The 14,964-nt window shown below is 73.0% G+C and carries 12 protein-coding genes and 1 pseudogene; 7 read left to right on the top strand and 6 right to left on the bottom strand.

All coding sequences use genetic code 11. The features are described from left to right. The first annotated feature begins 5 nt into the window (after positions 1 to 5). Positions 6 to 2,006 carry a flavin monoamine oxidase family protein gene (locus tag AMK22_RS21610; RefSeq protein WP_079186321.1) on the top strand — a complete coding sequence of 667 codons (2,001 nt, stop codon included), beginning with the start codon at positions 6 to 8 and terminating at the stop codon, positions 2,004 to 2,006. 46 nt (positions 2,007 to 2,052) lie between these two features. Here the strand turns inward: AMK22_RS21610 and AMK22_RS21615 are convergent, their stop codons facing one another. From AMK22_RS21615 to AMK22_RS21625, 3 genes are all read right to left on the bottom strand, one after another. Then, on the bottom strand, positions 2,053 to 2,901 hold the full coding sequence (locus tag AMK22_RS21615; RefSeq protein WP_079186322.1) for an EI24 domain-containing protein: 849 nt from the start codon (positions 2,899 to 2,901) through the stop codon (positions 2,053 to 2,055). 95 nt (positions 2,902 to 2,996) lie between these two features. Then, positions 2,997 to 3,425 (bottom strand): organic hydroperoxide resistance protein, encoded by a 429-nt coding sequence (locus tag AMK22_RS21620; protein ID WP_073787373.1) that lies wholly within the window; start codon positions 3,423 to 3,425, stop codon positions 2,997 to 2,999. A 115-nt stretch (positions 3,426 to 3,540) separates the two neighbouring features. Continuing rightward, on the bottom strand, positions 3,541 to 4,560 hold the full coding sequence (locus AMK22_RS21625; protein WP_073787375.1) for an NADP-dependent oxidoreductase: 1,020 nt from the start codon (positions 4,558 to 4,560) through the stop codon (positions 3,541 to 3,543). A gap of 146 nt (positions 4,561 to 4,706) precedes the next feature. On the opposite strand from AMK22_RS21625, the gene AMK22_RS21630 reads away from it, so the two are divergent. The 4 genes from AMK22_RS21630 to AMK22_RS21645 all read left to right on the top strand — a co-directional run bounded on the left by AMK22_RS21630 (position 4,707) and on the right by AMK22_RS21645 (position 8,702). Continuing rightward, positions 4,707 to 5,168 carry a MarR family winged helix-turn-helix transcriptional regulator gene (locus AMK22_RS21630; protein WP_073787377.1) on the top strand — a complete coding sequence of 154 codons (462 nt, stop codon included), beginning with the start codon at positions 4,707 to 4,709 and terminating at the stop codon, positions 5,166 to 5,168. After that, positions 5,165 to 5,731: a hypothetical protein gene (locus tag AMK22_RS21635; RefSeq protein ID WP_073787379.1), complete on the top strand. Its 567-nt coding sequence runs from the start codon at positions 5,165 to 5,167 to the stop codon at positions 5,729 to 5,731. Before AMK22_RS21630 ends, AMK22_RS21635 begins: the two co-directional genes overlap by 4 nt. Positions 5,732 to 5,927: 196 nt before the next feature. Further along, entirely contained in the window at positions 5,928 to 6,965 is a 1,038-nt protein-coding gene (locus tag AMK22_RS21640; protein WP_073787536.1) for a rod shape-determining protein, read from the top strand. Positions 6,966 to 6,986: 21 nt separating this feature from the next. Continuing rightward, positions 6,987 to 8,702: a GAF domain-containing protein gene (locus AMK22_RS21645; protein ID WP_079186323.1), complete on the top strand. Its 1,716-nt coding sequence runs from the start codon at positions 6,987 to 6,989 to the stop codon at positions 8,700 to 8,702. A 102-nt stretch (positions 8,703 to 8,804) separates the two neighbouring features. Here AMK22_RS21645 and AMK22_RS21650 read toward each other — a convergent pair whose 3' ends face one another. Beyond that, positions 8,805 to 9,236, bottom strand: a complete 432-nt coding sequence (locus AMK22_RS21650) for an Lrp/AsnC family transcriptional regulator (protein ID WP_073787381.1) — start codon at positions 9,234 to 9,236, stop codon at positions 8,805 to 8,807. A gap of 137 nt (positions 9,237 to 9,373) precedes the next feature. Between AMK22_RS21650 and AMK22_RS21655 the strand changes: the two are divergent. Beyond that, positions 9,374 to 9,910 (top strand): annotated as a pseudogene (locus AMK22_RS21655) (MFS transporter); the annotation flags it as partial. 41 nt (positions 9,911 to 9,951) lie between these two features. Then, entirely contained in the window at positions 9,952 to 11,442 is a 1,491-nt protein-coding gene (locus AMK22_RS21660; RefSeq protein WP_073787383.1) for an AMP-binding protein, read from the top strand. A gap of 101 nt (positions 11,443 to 11,543) precedes the next feature. On the opposite strand, the gene AMK22_RS21665 is transcribed toward AMK22_RS21660, so the two are convergent. Then, the gene (locus AMK22_RS21665; protein WP_073787385.1) at positions 11,544 to 12,839 is read right to left on the bottom strand and encodes an MFS transporter; all 1,296 of its coding nucleotides are present in this window, start codon (positions 12,837 to 12,839) and stop codon (positions 11,544 to 11,546) included. An 18-nt stretch (positions 12,840 to 12,857) separates the two neighbouring features. Next, positions 12,858 to 14,786 (bottom strand): ABC transporter ATP-binding protein, encoded by a 1,929-nt coding sequence (locus AMK22_RS21670; protein WP_079186329.1) that lies wholly within the window; start codon positions 14,784 to 14,786, stop codon positions 12,858 to 12,860. Between the last annotated feature and the right edge of the window lie 178 nt (positions 14,787 to 14,964).

Here is a 14,964-nt window from a genome sequence, read left to right on the forward strand (position 1 = left end):
GGCGCATGACTTCCGCATCCACCGGTCCCTCCTGCGGCCTGCCCACCGGGCGCGCCTGCGACCCGCCGTCCGAGCCGCCCTCCCGCCGCCGCGTGATCGCGGGTGCCGCGGCCGGCGCCGCCGCGCTCGCCGCGGCCGCCGGTCCCGCGAGTGCCGCCGCTCCCGCCGCCGTGGACGCCGCGTCCGCCGTCGACGCCGCGTCCGGCACCGCGCTCGCGCCCGCGGCGGCCGGATCGGACTGGGCCACCTGCCTGGACGTCGCCCGCGCCATCCTGGTGCGGGGCGAGGACGACGGGTCGCTGATCCCGCACTACAAGGACGTCCTGCTGTCCAAGGGCCTGCCGCGCGGTCGCAGGCCCCCCAAGAAGGTGCTGGTCGTCGGCGCAGGCCCGGCCGGTCTGACCGCCGCCCGGCTGCTCCGCGAGGCCGGGCACGCCGTCACCGTGATCGAGGCGAACGGCAACCGCGTCGGCGGCCGTGTCAAAACGTTCCGCCGGGGCGGCCACGAGCACGCGAGGGCACCGTTCGCCGACCCGAAGCAGTACGCCGAGGCCGGCGCGATGCGGATCCCGGACAGCCACCCGCTGGTCACGGGGCTCATCGACGGGTTCGGGCTGAAGCGCCGCCGCTTCCATCTGATCGACGTCGACGCCGGGGGCCGCCCGGTCAACCACACCTGGATCAGCGTCAACGGCATCCGGATGCGCAAGGCGGACTACGCGGCCCGGCCGCGCGCGATCAACCGCTCGTTCGGCGTCCCGGCACCCTTCGAGGACAAGCCCGCCGCCACGATCCTGCGGGAGGCGTTCGCGCCCGTACGGAAGGAGTTCGAGGGCAAGGAGGGCCGCGCCCTCGTCGAGGGCTGGGCGCGGGTCGTCCAGCGCTACGGGCACTGGTCGATGTTCCGCTTCCTGACCGAGGCGGCCAAGCTCGACGAGCGCACCGTCGACCTCGTCGGAACGGTCGAGAACCTCACCTCGCGCCTCCACCTCTCCTTCGTGCACAGCTTCATCGGGGCGTCGCTGATCAGCCCGGACACGGCGTTCTTCGAACTGCCGGGCGGCACCGGCACGCTCGCCGACGCGATGTACGAGAAGGTCAGGGACCTGGTGCGGCTGGACCGCCGGGCCACCCGGATCAGCCACGGGAAGAACGGCGTCCGGATCGAGACGATCTCCGAGGGCCGCGACGGCAGGCCGCTGGTGCGCGAGACGTTCACCGGCGACCGGGCCATCGTCACCGTGCCGTTCTCCGGGCTGCGCCACATCCCCGTCAGCCCTCTGCTGTCGTACGGGAAGCGGCGCGCGATCACCGAGATCCACTACGACGCGGCGACCAAGGTGCTGCTCGAATTCAGCCGCCGCTGGTGGGAGTTCGAGGAGAAGGACTGGAAGAGGGAACTGGACCGGATCAGGCCCGGTCTGTACGACGCCTACCGGCTGGGGAGGGCACCGGCCGACGGCTCGCTGCTGGGCGCCCACCCGTCGGTTCCCTCCGGCCACCTCCCGCCCGATCAGAAGGTGCACTACGCGGCGTACCGGGCCACCGCCCGCAACCAGCCCGAGGCGGCGCACGTCATCGGCGGCGGATCGGTCACCGACAACCCCAACCGCTTCGTCTTCCAGCCGTCGCACCCGGTCGAGGGCAGCGCGGGCGGCGTGGTCCTCGCCTCGTACAGCTGGGCCGACGACGCGCTGAAGTGGGACTCCCTGGACGACGACGAGCGCTACCCGCACGCGCTGGGCGGCGTCCAGGACGTCTACGGGCAGCGCGTCGAGGTCTTCTACACAGGCGTCGGTGCCACCCAGTCGTGGATGCGCGACCCGTACGCGTACGGCGAGGCGTCGGTGCTGCTCCCGGGCCAGCACACCGAACTGCTCTCCCACGTACGGTCCGTCGAGGGGCCGCTGCACTTCGCGGGCTGCCACACCTCGGTGAAGCCCGCCTGGATCGAGGGGGCCCTGGAGTCCGCGGTCAGGACCGCGCTGGAGGTGCACACCGCCTGACCGGCCCGGAACGGCGGCCCGGCCGCCCCGGGGCGTCCCTGCCCCGTCAGCCCCGGCCGGGGGTGTACGGGGCGGGGGCCGCCCCCGCGGCGCCGGGGGCCGCGCCCCCGCCCTCGTTCCTCTCCTCGTACGCGCCACCCTTGCCGTCGCCGTCGCCCTCGGGCGCCACCAGGTCCCGCACCAGCAGGGTGGCCCCGGCGACGGCGCCCGGCATCAGGAACACGGCGACGAACGGGACGAGGAAGGCCAGACCCAGCGGTACGCCGAAGCCGAGAACCAGCATGCGGCGGCCGCGCAGCAGGACGAGCCGGTCCTTCAGGACCATGCCGCGCCGCTGGAGCGCGACGGACGTGAGCTCCTCGGAGAGGAAGTAACCGGTGACGCAGAAGCCGATCACCGGGACCACGGTCTGCCCGATCACCGGCACGAACCCGAGGGCGAACAGCAACAGCGAGTACAGCCCCACCCGCACCAGGATCCGGACGCTGTCGACGGTGGATATCCACAGGTCCCGCCACAGCGGCAGCCCGGACTCGGGGACGTCACCGCCCTCCGTGCGGTCGACCTCCTCGGACAGGGACTCGTAGAAGGGCTGGCCGATCAGCAGCGTCACGGCGGTGAACGTGATCACGGCGAGGAAGAGGCCGAGGGCGAAGACCAGCACGGTCAGGGTGTTGCGGAGCAGCCCGAGCAACGGCGAGGACCAGTCGTCGGCGAACGGGGTCGCCCATGCCACCAGGTCGTCGGCGCCGTAGCCGAGACCGACCAGGGCCGCCGCGTACAGGACGAGGGTGATGAGTCCGGGCAGCAGTCCGAACCCGAACCAGCGGCCGTGCCGGCCGACCCATCGCTGCCCCGCCACCAAGTAACCGAAACCCGCCCCGAGATCACGCATGCCGTCAGCGTACTGGTGGCCGAACGGGCCGCACCCCCGGCCGGAAGTGCGGCCCGTCCGTCGTCCCGGCCGTCACGCACGGCCGTTCGGCGGGGTCAGGCGACCGACAGGTCCACCTTGATGTTGCCGCGCGTCGCGTTCGAGTACGGGCACACCTGGTGGGCCTTCTCGACGAGCGAACGCGCCGTCGCCGCATCGACGTTGGGGATGGAAGCGCTGATCGCGACCTCCAGGCCGAAGCCGCCCTCGGCAGTCTTGCCGATGGACACCGCGGCGGTCACCGTTGAGCCGGAGATGTCGGCCTTCTCCTGACGGGCCACGACGCCGAGCGCGCCCTGGAAGCAGGCGCTGTAACCGGCGGCGAAGAGCTGCTCCGGGTTGGTGCCCGCGCCGCTCCCGCCCATGGACCTGGGCGGGTTGACGACGACGTCGAGGTTGCCGTCGTCGGACGAGACCCGGCCGTCACGGCCGTTCTCGGCGGTGGCGACGGCGGTATAGAGAACGTCGATGTCGTGCATGGTCATTCCGAGGATTCCTTCTGCTGTGCGCCGCGACTCGCGCCCACGGTCGCGGCGGTCCGGATCGATCCCGATGCCCTCATGGCATGGCCCGTACCTGCCGGGTGCGCCGGAGCGCCCGTCAGACGAGGGAGACGATCATCTTTCCGGTGTTCTCGCCGCGCAGCAGGCCGAGGAAGGCGTCGAAGCCGTTCTCGATGCCCTCGACGACGGTCTCGCGGTACTTCAGTTCGCCCGAGGCCAGCCACCCGGCGACGTCCTCGACGAACCGCGGCTGGAGCTCGTCGTGGTCGCTCACGAGCATGCCCTGGATGCGCAGCCGCTTGCCGATGATCAGGGCGAGGTTGCGCGGGGCGGGGGTCGGCTCGGTGGCGTTGTACTGGGAGATCATGCCGCAGGCGGTGACCCGGCCGTGCACGTGGAGGGAGGAGATCGCCGCCTCCAGGTGCTCGCCGCCGACGTTGTCGAAGTAGACGTCGATGCCGTCGGGAGCGGCCCGGCGCAGCTGTTCGTCGACCGGGCCGTCCTTGTAGTTGAAGGCCACGTCGAAGCCGTACTCCTCCACGAGAAGCCGGACCTTCTCGTCGGAACCGGCCGAGCCGATGACCCGCGAGGCGCCCTTGATCCGCGCCATCTGCCCGACCTGGCTGCCCACCGCGCCGGCCGCGCCGGACACGAACACGGCGTCGCCCGGCTTGAACGAGGCGACCTCGAAGAGTCCCGCGTACGCGGTGAAGCCGGGCATGCCGAGCACGCCCAGGTAGGCGGAGAGCGGCGCGAGCGACGGGTCGACCTTCACCGCGTGCTTCGCCGGGACCTCCGCGTACTCCCGCCAGCCGAGGCCGTGCAGCACGTGGTCGCCGACCGCGAAGCCCGGCGCGTCCGAGGCGATGACCTCGCCGACCGCACCGCCGTCCATGGGGCGGTCGAGCGCGAAGGGCGGGGTGTACGACTTCACGTCGTTCATCCGTCCCCTCATGTACGGGTCGACCGAGAAGTACAGGTTGCGGACGAGGACGCGGCCCTCGCCGGGAGCGGCGACCGGGGCCTCCCGCAGCGCGAGGTCCTCGGCCTTCGGCCAGCCGTGCGGACGGGCGACGAGGTGCCATTCACGGCCGGTCGTGGGAAGTGCTGCGGACATGGGCTCGGGTTCTCCTCAATGCCTCACGGGATGGGGAAGGCTTCGTCCCGGGGCCGGTGGGCCACGGGAGCGAAATTACTTCAGAACGTGAAACAACGATGCTCCTGAATATTTCATGTTGTCAAGTAACCGGCTATCCTGGCCCCATGGCCACCACCCGTTCAGACCCTCTGACCCTCGAAGTCGTCGAGCTCATCGGCACCGTCGTGGCGCGCTACTACGAGGAGTACGACGAGGCCGCGGCGGCCCACTCGCTCACCGGCGCCCAGGCGCGCGTCCTCGGGCTGCTCGCCCTGGAGCCGATGCCGATGCGCCGGATCGCCCAGAAGCTGAAGTGCGAGCCGTCGAACGTCACCGGGATCGTCGACCGGCTGGAGTCGCGCGGTCTGGTGGAGCGCCGTCCGGATCCGGCCGACCGCCGGGTGAAACTGGCCGCACCGACGGAGCGGGGCACACGCACGGCACGGGAGCTGCGCGACTCGCTCACCTTCGCGCGGGAGCCGCTGGCCGAGCTTTCGGACGCGGACCGGACGATGCTGCGGGACCTGCTGCGGCGGATGCTGGGCGAGACGGGCCCCGCGACCGTGGCACCGCCGTCGGCCCCGTGAACACGCCGACCCCGTTCGGTCCCCGTGAGTTCCAGCTCGTCCTGTTGCGCCGGATGGCCGACCATCAGCCCGGTCTCGTCGAGGAGGCCCGGCGGGAGCTGGGCGCCTCGACCGCCGAGATGCGGGAGGCGAACCGCCGTTGGCAGGCCATGGTGCGGGCGCCCCGGGGCCGGGGCGCGCTGCGCCGTTACCGTTCGGTGCTGGGCGAGCCCGAGTCGGCGGCGCGCCGCCGGATCGGCGATCTGGAGTGCGACGCGCTGAGGTGGCCGGTGCCGCTCTGGCCGGAGCTGCGGTTCGAGGTGATGGTCGCGCCGAACGGGGCCGTGTGGAACGAGTGGCTGGTCAGGGCAGCGGGGGCGGCGGGCCCCGAGCTGCGCGCGGTCGAGGATCTGCGTCCCTGGTCGGCCACGGTGGACGAGGTGGCGCGAGCCTTCCCGCCTGCTCGTCCGATGGAGGGCGGGGCGCCGACCCGGTGGGCGCTCGCGATCACCGCGCCGGGGACGGGCGAACGCCATGTCGCCGAATTCACCTGGGGACTGTTCCAGCGGCTGCTGCCCGGGTGAGCCCGGCCCGGGGGCGCCCGGGAGGGGGTGGGCACACCCGGCGCACGGTGCCTTCCGGCCGCCCCGCCCCGTCACTCCACCGGCCCCGTACCCCCTACGGCTCACCCGGCGCGCGGCATGACTCCGAACGGCGCACGATGCGAGGAGGGCCGGCTGCCGCCGGCACCCCCACACCGTGCTCCCGGGAGAAGCCGCCGTGACCGTCAGCCTTGAGCAGTTGCGCCGTTGCCATGTCGCCGTCGACCTCGGAGCGGCCCGGACCCGCGTGTACGTCAAGGGGCTGGGGCTCGTCGTCGACGAACCGAGTGCCGCCGCCGTGAACACCCGTACCGGCTCGCTCATCGCGGTCGGCGAGCTCGCCGAGCAGATGACGGGCCGCACACCCGACTACATCCGGGTGGCCCGTCCGGTCACCGGCGGCACCGTCATCGACATCGAGATGGCCCAGCGGATGCTCCGCCAGCTGCTCGGCGAGAAGCTCCGCCGCCAGTTGCGCCGCAAGCCCCGGCTGCGGGCCGCCGCCTGCACCCCGCACGACAGCGATCCGCTCGCCCAGCGGGCCACCGTGGAGACCCTGGTCGGGCTGGGCGCGCGACGGGTGGAGCTGGTCGACACCCTGATCTCGGCGGCCGTCGGCTGCGGGCTCCCCGTCGAGCAGCCGACCGCCACCATGATCATGGTGTGCGGAGCGGCGACGACCCAGATCGCGGTGCTCTCGCTGGGGTCGATCGTGACCGCCGTACGCGTACCGATCGGTGGCGACGCCATCGATCACGCGGTGATCCAGCACCTGCGGCAGCATCACGAGCTGATGCTGCCGAGCCAGTCCGTGCGACCGCTCCAACTGGCGCTCAGCGGCGCCGGACTGGCCGCGCGGGGCTCCTCGGTGACCGAGATCCACGGCCGGGACGTGGCGACCGGGCTGGCCCGTTCGGTGCGGGTGGACACGACCTCCATCCGGGAGGCGATCCACGCCCCGCTGACCTCGGTGCTCGACGGTCTCGGCAAGGTGCTGCGCGAGTGCCCGCCCGATCTGGTGGCCGACCTCACCGAATGCGGGATCATGATGGTCGGCGGCAGCGCGCTGCTGCCCGGCCTCGACCAGATGCTGCGGCAGGCTACGGGCGTGCCCGTGCACATCGCGGAGCGGCCCGACGTGTGCTCCGTCCTGGGGCTGGGTGCGATGCTGGACGGGAAGATCGAACCGTTGGTTCTCGACCCGATCGCCTGCTGATCAGCGCAGGGGGGCGCCCGCATGACCGAGAAATCAGCGAAACCGGAGTACGCGACCGGCCGGGACACGACCGGCCCGGGAGCCGCGGACCCGACGGGCCCGTCCGCGACCGGTCCGGACACGGGAGCGCCGGGCAAGGGGCCGGACGCGCCCTCGCCCGGCCTCGGACCGAGGGCGGCGGACGGCCCTTCGGACGGTTCGCCGTCCCCGTTGCCGACGCTCCTGGAAGCGGTGCTGAGCATCGGCGACGACCTCGAACTGCGCGCCACCCTCCAGCAGATAGTGGACACGGCGACCGCCCTGACCGGCGCCCGGTACGGCGCGCTCGGCGTGCTCGACCCCGGATCCGGCACTATCGGCGAGCTGTTCACCTCGGGCATCGACGACGCCGGGCGCCGCCGCATCGGCGCCTTCCCGGACGGTCGCACGGGGATGCTCGGCGCCCTCGTCGCCGACCCGCGACCGCTGCGCTCCGACGACCTGCCCGCCGACCCGCGCTCCAGCGGCGTACCGCCTGGCCATCCGGTGATGCGCACCTTCCTCGGGGCGCCGCTGCGCGTCCAGGACCGGGTCTTCGGCAATCTCTACCTCGCCGAGAAGCGCGACGGCCGCTTCACCGACACGGACATGGCGCTGCTGCGGGTGCTGGCCTCGCGCGCCGGGACCGCGATCGGCAACGCGCGGCTGTACGAGGAGGCCCGGCAGCGGGAACGCTGGATCGAGGGGGCGGCCGCCGTCACCACCACCCTGCTGACCGGAGGCAACGCGGCCGACGCGCTGATGACCGTCGCCGAGGCGGCCCGGACGCTCGCCGACGCCAACGCCGGGGTGATCCTCCAGCCGACCGAGGAGGGCGGCATGGAGATCGTCACCGCGTCCACGCGCGACGACCCGGCCGGGATCGTCGGCGCGACCATCGAGCCCGGCTCCCCCGTACTGGTCCAACTGCTGGGCGGAGAGCCGGTGTTCATCGACGACTCGGCGACCGACCCGCGGATGACGACGCATGTGCGGTCGCGGTTCGGGCCCAGCATGATGCTTCCGTTGCAGAGCGGCGGGCGGCTGATCGGCACCCTCGCCCTGCCCCGGCGGCGCGGCGGCCCCCCGTACACGCCCCTGGACCGCCGGCTGGCCACGCAGTTCGCCTCGCAGGCCGCGCTCGCCCTGGTCCTGGCGGACGCGCAGCACAACCGGGAACAGCTCGCGGTGTACGAGGACCGGGACCGGATCGCCCGCGATCTGCACGACCTCGTCGTCCAGCGGCTGTTCGCGACCGAGATGATGCTGGAGTCGACCCGCCGCAGGGCTCCTTCGCCGGAGACGGACGAACTGCTCGACCAGGCCGTGGACGAACTGGACTCCACCATCCAGGAGGTGCGGACGGCGATCTTCGCCCTCCAGCAGCCACCGGCGGAGGCCCCCACCACCTTCCGCGGCCGGGTGCTGCGGGAGACCGGGGGCGCCGCCGCCGTCCTCGGCTTCCAGCCGTCGGTGCACTTCGACGGTGCCGTCGACGCGCTGGTGCGGGAGACGGTGGAGCGAGAGCTGCTCGCCGCGCTGCGGAGCGCGCTCGCCGCCGCGCACCGGCGTACGGGGGTGTCGACGATCGAGGTCGAGGTGGACGCGACGGTCGTGGGAGCGGACGGGCGGCCCGCGGTGCGGCTGGTGGTGGCCGACGACGGCCGCGAGGAGGACGGCTTGCGCTCGTCGACCGTCACCTGGCAGGCACCGCTCTGAGGGGAACCGTCACCGGCGGTGGCCGCTCCGAGCGGACCGTCACCGGGCGGACGCCGGTCCGGGCAGCCGCACCGGCCGGCGGACGGGATCCGGACGGCGACCTCAGCGGGCGGGCGCCGCCCTGAGCGCGACCCGGGTGTTGGAGTGCGCGACGCCGGCCTCCCGCTTGAGCCTGCGCAGCAGACCGTCCAGGGCGGCGGTGTCGGCGACGGTGGCCCGGACGAGGTAGTCGTGGCCGCCGGTCACGTGCACCACCTCGGTGATGCCGGGAAGGGCGAGCACGGCCCGTTCGAACGTCTCGTTCGTCGTGTCGATCCGCAGCGTCACGTCGATGAACACGACCAGGCCCGTGCGGGTGTCGGCGGCCGGATCGATGATCACGGTGAATCCGCGGATCACGCCGTCGCGGCGCAGCCTGCGCACCCGGTCCGCGGCGGCGTTGGCGCTGAGCCCGACCCGAACGCCCAGATCGCGGTACGAGATCCGGGCGTCCTCCTGGAGGATGCCGAGGATTTCCCTGTCCAGACGGTCCATACCGCGATTGTCCCAGGATTCGGCCTGTTTGAGCCCTTGTGGATTGTTTCGGATGAATAGCCGGGATTTTGCAGGCCGCTTCGATCGCCCGACGCACCCGGTCGCCGTTCCGGAGCGTCGTCGCCACGTGCCGTTGCGCGGTGCCGTTGCAGGTCGGTTCGCTGGGCCGGATCCCGGTGGGCGCGCTCACCGACAAGTACGGGGCACGACTGATGTTCCCGCTGGTCTCGGCGCTCACGGTGGTTCCCGTCCTGCTGCTGATCCCGGCGAAGGACTCGTACGGTGCGATGCTCGTCGTGGGGTTTCTGCTGGGCCTGGGCGGCACGACGTTCGCGATCGGCATCCCGCTGGTCAACTCGTGGTTCCCGGCCGCCGAGCGGGGGCTCGCGCTCGGGGTGTTCGGCATGGGGATGGGCGGGGTCGCCCTGTCCGGGTACTTCACCCCGCGGATCGCCGCGCACGGCGCGGACCTGCCGTTCCTGGTGGTCGCCGCGGCGCTCGTGGTCCACGCGGCACTGGCCGCCGTACTGATCCGGGACCGCCCCGACCGGCCGGTGCCGACCACCTCCCTGGCCCACCGGCTGGGCACGGCGACGCGGCTGCGGGTCACCTGGGAGCTGTCGGCGCTGTACGCGATCGGCTTCGGCGGCATCGTCGCGTTCGGGGCAGCACTAGCCCGCCCCGCGTCGCCCTCCAGGTCGTTAGGGTCGGCCGGATGACGCCTCTTCTGCCGCTGCCCGCCGACGCCTCCGTACGCGAGGCCGTCCGGTTCGGCGCACATTCGCTGACGTACGAACGGCTGGACGCCGCCTCCGCCCGGCTCGCCGCGCGGCTCGCCGGAGCCGGGCGGGTCGCCGTCTGGGCCACCCCCACGCCACGGACCGTGGTCGCCGTCGTGGCGGCGCTGCGGGCCGGGGTGCCCGCCGTGCCGCTCAACCCGAGGACGGGGACGCGCGAACTCGGGCACATCGTGGCCGACAGCGAGCCCGGCGTGGTGCTGGCCGGGGCGGACGACACGCTGCCGCCCGTCCTGGACGCGCCGGTCCGTATCGACGTCGGCATCGAGCCGTACGGCGACGACGACGCGGCACCCGGCGGCGAGGGCGGCGGCGCCGCGACCCCGTTGCCGGAACCGTCCCCCGAGTCCCCCGCGCTGATCGTCTACACCTCCGGCACCACGGGCCCGCCCAAGGGCGCGGTCCTGCCCCGGCGGGCGATCGCCGCCTCGCTGGACGCGCTGGCGGACGCCTGGCAGTGGACCGGCGACGACGTGCTCGTCCACGCCCTGCCGCTGTTCCACGTCCACGGGCTGATCCTGGGCGTGCTCGGGCCGCTGCGCCGCGGCGGATCGGTGCGGCATCTGGGGAGGTTCTCCACCGACGGGGTGGCCCGGGAACTGTCGTCCGGCGGCACGATGCTGTTCGGCGTGCCGACGATGTACCACCGGCTGGCCGAGGCCCTGGACGGCTCCGGCCCGGAGGCGGCCGGGCTGGCGAAGGCACTGGCCGGGGCCCGGCTGCTGGTGTCCGGTTCGGCGGCGCTGCCGGTGCACGACCACGAGCGGATCGCGGCGGCGACCGGCCGCCGGGTGATCGAGCGCTACGGCATGACGGAGACCCTGATGAACACCGGGGTCCGGGCCGACGGCGAGCCGCGCCCCGGCACGGTCGGCGCGCCCCTGGCCGGTGTCGGACTGCGCCTGGTCGACGAGGACGGCACCGTCCTCACCGGCAGCGGCCCGGAGACCATCGGCGAGATCCAGGTGCGCGGCCCGAACCTCTTCACCGGCTACCTCAACCGCCCCGACGCCACGGCCGCCGCGCTCACCGCCGACGGCTGGTTCCGCACCGGCGACATGGCCACCCGGGACGCCGACGGCTATGTGCGGATCGTCGGCCGCAAGGCCACCGACCTGATCAAGAGCGGCGGCTACAAGATCGGCGCGGGCGAGATCGAGAACGCGCTCCTGGACCACCCCGGTGTCCGCGAGGCCGCCGTCACCGGGGAGCCGGACCCGGATCTGGGCGAGCGGATCGTCGCGTGGGTGGTGCCGGCCGACCCCGCCGCTCCCCCGGCAAAGGGCGAGCTCGCGGACCATGTCGCCGCGCAGCTGGCCCCGCACAAGCGCCCGCGCACGGTGCGCTATCTGGAGGCGCTGCCCCGCAACGACCTGGGCAAGATCATGAAGCGGTCGCTGCGTCCCTGACCGGCGGCCGACGGGGGCCGCGTCCGCCCGTGCGGGGGCCGCGTCCGACGGTCCCCGCCGGCGCGCCGGGGCCGTACCCACGGCCGGGACGGGGGCCGGTGTCACGGCCGGGGGTCCTTCGCGTCGTACCGGGCGAATCCGCGCCACCGCAGCCCCAGCAGCGACACGGCGAGGACACAGGCGATCCCGCCCCCGGTCACGGCCACACCGGGCGAGGCCAGGTCGGAGACCGAACCGGCCAGGAAGTCGCCGAGGCGGGGACCGCCCGCCACGACGACGATGAACACGCCCTGGAGCCGTCCGCGCATCTCGTCCGGCACCGCCGCCTGGAGCATGGTGTTCCGGAAGACCATCGAGGTGGTGTCCGCGCATCCGGCGAGCGCCAGGAAGAGCAGCCCGAGCCAGAGCTGACGGGTCAGCCCGAACAGCGCGATCGCCGTGCCCCAGGAGGCGACGGCGAGGAGCACGGCGAGGCCGTGGCGGCGGATGCGTCCCAGCCACCCCGAGAACACCCCGCCGAGCAGTGCCCCCAGCGCCGGGGCCGCGACCAGCAGGCCGGTGGTCCTCGCGTCGCCGCCGTACCAGGCCACGGCGACGACGGGGAACAGGGCCCGGGGATGGGCCAGCACCATGGCGCACAGGTCGGTGAGGAACGTCATCCGCAGATTGGGCCTGGCCCCCAGGAACCGCAGCCCGTCCGCGACGGAGGCCCTGCCCGGGCCGTCCTCCCCGTTCTGCGCGACCGGGCGGTCCGGCAGCATCGAGGGCAGCCGCCACATCGCGTACAGCGAGGCGGTGAAGGTGACGGCGTCGACGGTGTACGCGGCCCGGTAGCCCCACCAGCCGACGAGGAGCCCGCCGAGCATCGGCCCGATCAGGGTGCCGGTGGTGCTGGTGATGGAACTGAGGGCGTTGGCGGCGGGCAGCTGCTCGGCCGGCAGCAGCCGGGCGATCATCGAGCTGCGGGCCGGTGAGTTGATCGCGAAACAGGCCGCCTGGAGCGCGACGACCGCGTACAGCAGCCCCACCTGTTCCACCCCCGCGACGGCGGCGGCGACCAGCACGAGGGAGAGCACGAACGACCCCGCCGCACTGGCCAGCCCCAGCTTGCGCCGGTCGAGGGTGTCGGCGACGGCGCCTCCGTACAGTCCGAAGACCACCAGCGGCACGAACGAGCAGAAGCCGATGAGTCCGACCGAGAAGGCGGACCCGGTGATGTCGTAGACCTGGAGCGACACGGCGAGCGCCGTCATCCCCTGCCCGATCCAGGAGACCGTGTTGCCGAACCAGAGCCGCCGGTAGTCGGGAGAGGTGCGCAGGGGCGTGAGGTCGGCGAGTATGCGGCGGCGGGCGGGCTCGTCGGCCGCCTCCTCGTCCTTCGGGGCTGTTTCGGTCACACAGGATGGTAACGACTGTCATGCACCCGTCGATCGGGGTTTCTCCTCGCGCTCGTGTGCGTGGTGCCGGAAGAGCGTGGTGTAGAGCCCGTCGTGGCCGAGGAGCTGGGGGTGGGTGCCCGATTCGACCAGGCGTCCCTCGTCGAGGACGAGGATGCGGTCGGCGTCGGGGGCGAGGGCGAGGTCGTGGGTGATGACGAGCGTGGTGCGGCCGTGGGCGAGGCGCTTGAGGGGGGTGATGATGCGTCGCGCGGCGAGGGTGTCGAGGCCGGTGGTGGGTTCGTCGAGGAGGAGGACAGGGGCGTCGCGGAGCATGGCGCGGGCGATGGCGATGCGCTGGAGCTGGCCGCCGGAGAGGCGGGAGGTGCCGGGCGAGATGACGGTGTCGTAGCCGTCGGGCAGGGCGCGGATGAACCGGTCGGCGTCGGCGGCCCGCGCGGCCTCGACGACGTCGTCGTGGTGAGGTGCGCGGTCGCGTCCGCAGGCGATGTTCCTCTCGATGGTGTCGTGCAGGACGAGGGTTTCCTGGGGCAGCAGGGTGACGTTGGCGCGCAGCCGGGCCAGGGGCATGCGGTCGACGGGGATGCCGTCGAGGCGGATGGTGCCGGTGTCGGGGTCGTAGAAGCGCAGGAGGAGCGCGGCGAGGGTCGATTTGCCCGCACCGCTGGGGCCGGTGATGACGACGAGTTCGCCGGGGCTCGCGGTGAACGAGAGGTCCCGCAGCACGGGTTCGCTGCCTCCGGGGTAACGGAACCGGACGCGGGACACCTCCACCTCGCCCCGCGCCCGGCCCGCGGGCAGGGGGCAGTCGGGGCCGACGACGGGGTCGGTGACGGTGGGCGGGGTGTCGAGGATCTCCAGGAGGCGTTCGGCCCCGGCGGTCGCGGCGGTGGCGGTCAGACCGAGCTGCCCCAGGGAACGGATGGGCGGGTAGAGGTAGCCGATGAACGCGGCGAACGCCAGCAGCTGTCCCAGGGTCATCCGCCCCTCGGAGATCTCCCACGCGCCCAGGCCGATGATGGTCAGGACGCACAACGTCTCCAGGACCTCGACGAGTTGTTCGTAGAACTCGGTCAGCCGCACCGCCCGCACGGACGTCCGCAGCCGGATGAGCGCCCTGCCGAGCAGCCGTTCCTCCTCGGCACGCTGCCGGTTGTACGCCTGTGTCATGACGACGTTGACCAGGGTCTCCTCGACCACCGCGGTGATCGCCCCGTCCGCCGCGCGTCCGCGCCGCGACACCGCCCGCAGCGGCCCGGCGAACCGGCGGGTGGTGAACCAGAACAGCGGGACCATGAGGAAGGTGGCCAGGGCCAGGTCCCAGCGCAGCCACAACGCTGCCGCCGCGTAGAAGACGGTGCTGAAGAGGGCCGAGGCCGCCCCCACGATCCCGGTCACCACCAGCGCCTCGATCGCCTCGACATCGCCCGTCAGCCGTTCGACCAGGTCACCGCGCCGGTTCGCCTGGTAGAAGTGGGGCGGCAGCGTCTGCAGATGGCCGAAGACCCGTGCCCGCAGCCGGAGTACGAAGCGCTCCGCGGTCCACGCCGCCAGCGAATTGCCCAGATACCCCGTCACGGCTCCCGCGACCGCCACCACCAGCCACAACCCCGCGGGGCGCCAGAACGCGCTGACCGACCCCTGTCCCAGCGCCGTATCGGTCAGTTCCGCGAACAGCAGCACCGTCACCGTCTCCGCGACGGCGGACAGCACCGCGCACACGAAGACCAGCACCAGCCACCAGCGATCCCTCCGCGTCAACGGCCAGAAACGCCGGAACGCCTTCCAGACACCGATCGGATCGGTACGGACCGGGACGTCCGACACCGCGTCCCCGCGGCCGCCCGCGCCCGCGCCCGCGCGGAGACGATCGTCGAGGGAGGGTCCGTCGCCGGGAAAGGGGCCGTCGGCGGGCACCGAACGGCCCGCGGAACCACGCAGCACCATGAGCGTCACGTCACGTCGCACGAACACTGGGGCTATGGACCGGCTCCATAGACACGGACCCAAAAAACGGGAGGCCGACCCGCGCCGGAGCACGAGCCGCCTCGAATCGGGGACGAAGGTCAGAGATGAGGGTCGGTGACCCTAGCGGCGTCCGCCATGCCTGCGGTAGCCACCGTGG

The organism is Streptomyces sp. CB01580 (genome assembly GCF_001905795.1).
Classification (GTDB): domain Bacteria; phylum Actinomycetota; class Actinomycetes; order Streptomycetales; family Streptomycetaceae; genus Streptomyces.

Excerpts from the sequence above, each read along its gene's own strand:
- AMK22_RS21610 (WP_079186321.1), top strand. The coding sequence starts at position 6 with ATGACTTCCGCATCCACCGGTCCCTCCTGCGGCCTGCCCACCGGGCGC.
- AMK22_RS21645 (WP_079186323.1), top strand. The coding sequence starts at position 6,987 with ATGACCGAGAAATCAGCGAAACCGGAGTACGCGACCGGCCGGGACACG.
- AMK22_RS21625 (WP_073787375.1), bottom strand. The coding sequence starts at position 4,560 with ATGTCCGCAGCACTTCCCACGACCGGCCGTGAATGGCACCTCGTCGCC.
- AMK22_RS21630 (WP_073787377.1), top strand. The coding sequence starts at position 4,707 with ATGGCCACCACCCGTTCAGACCCTCTGACCCTCGAAGTCGTCGAGCTC.
- AMK22_RS21670 (WP_079186329.1), bottom strand. The coding sequence starts at position 14,786 with ATGGTGCTGCGTGGTTCCGCGGGCCGTTCGGTGCCCGCCGACGGCCCC.
- AMK22_RS21660 (WP_073787383.1), top strand. The coding sequence starts at position 9,952 with ATGACGCCTCTTCTGCCGCTGCCCGCCGACGCCTCCGTACGCGAGGCC.
- AMK22_RS21650 (WP_073787381.1), bottom strand. The coding sequence starts at position 9,236 with ATGGACCGTCTGGACAGGGAAATCCTCGGCATCCTCCAGGAGGACGCC.
- AMK22_RS21615 (WP_079186322.1), bottom strand. The coding sequence starts at position 2,901 with ATGCGTGATCTCGGGGCGGGTTTCGGTTACTTGGTGGCGGGGCAGCGA.
- AMK22_RS21620 (WP_073787373.1), bottom strand. The coding sequence starts at position 3,425 with ATGACCATGCACGACATCGACGTTCTCTATACCGCCGTCGCCACCGCC.